1 rRNA gene is annotated in these 534 nt (G+C 52.4%); it reads left to right on the plus strand.

The features are described 5' to 3' along the window. Positions 1-522: ribosomal RNA gene (locus ACJ8IM_RS25225) — 16S ribosomal RNA — on the plus strand; the annotation flags it as partial. Positions 523-534 lie beyond the last annotated feature (12 nt).

Genomic DNA, 534 nt, shown 5'->3' on the forward strand with positions numbered 1-534 from the left:
TTGGTGCCTTCGGGAACTCTGAGACAGGTGCTGCATGGCTGTCGTCAGCTCGTGTTGTGAAATGTTGGGTTAAGTCCCGCAACGAGCGCAACCCTTATCCTTTGTTGCCAGCGGTTCGGCCGGGAACTCAAAGGAGACTGCCAGTGATAAACTGGAGGAAGGTGGGGATGACGTCAAGTCATCATGGCCCTTACGAGTAGGGCTACACACGTGCTACAATGGCGTATACAAAGAGAAGCGACCTCGCGAGAGCAAGCGGACCTCATAAAGTACGTCGTAGTCCGGATTGGAGTCTGCAACTCGACTCCATGAAGTCGGAATCGCTAGTAATCGTAGATCAGAATGCTACGGTGAATACGTTCCCGGGCCTTGTACACACCGCCCGTCACACCATGGGAGTGGGTTGCAAAAGAAGTAGGTAGCTTAACCTTCGGGAGGGCGCTTACCACTTTGTGATTCATGACTGGGGTGAAGTCGTAACAAGGTAACCGTAGGGGAACCTGCGGTTGGATCACCTCCTTACCTAAAGATATT

Origin of the sequence: Serratia sp. CY33525 (assembly GCF_052169115.1) — a bacterium.
Taxonomy (GTDB): Bacteria; Pseudomonadota; Gammaproteobacteria; order Enterobacterales; family Enterobacteriaceae; genus Serratia; species Serratia sarumanii.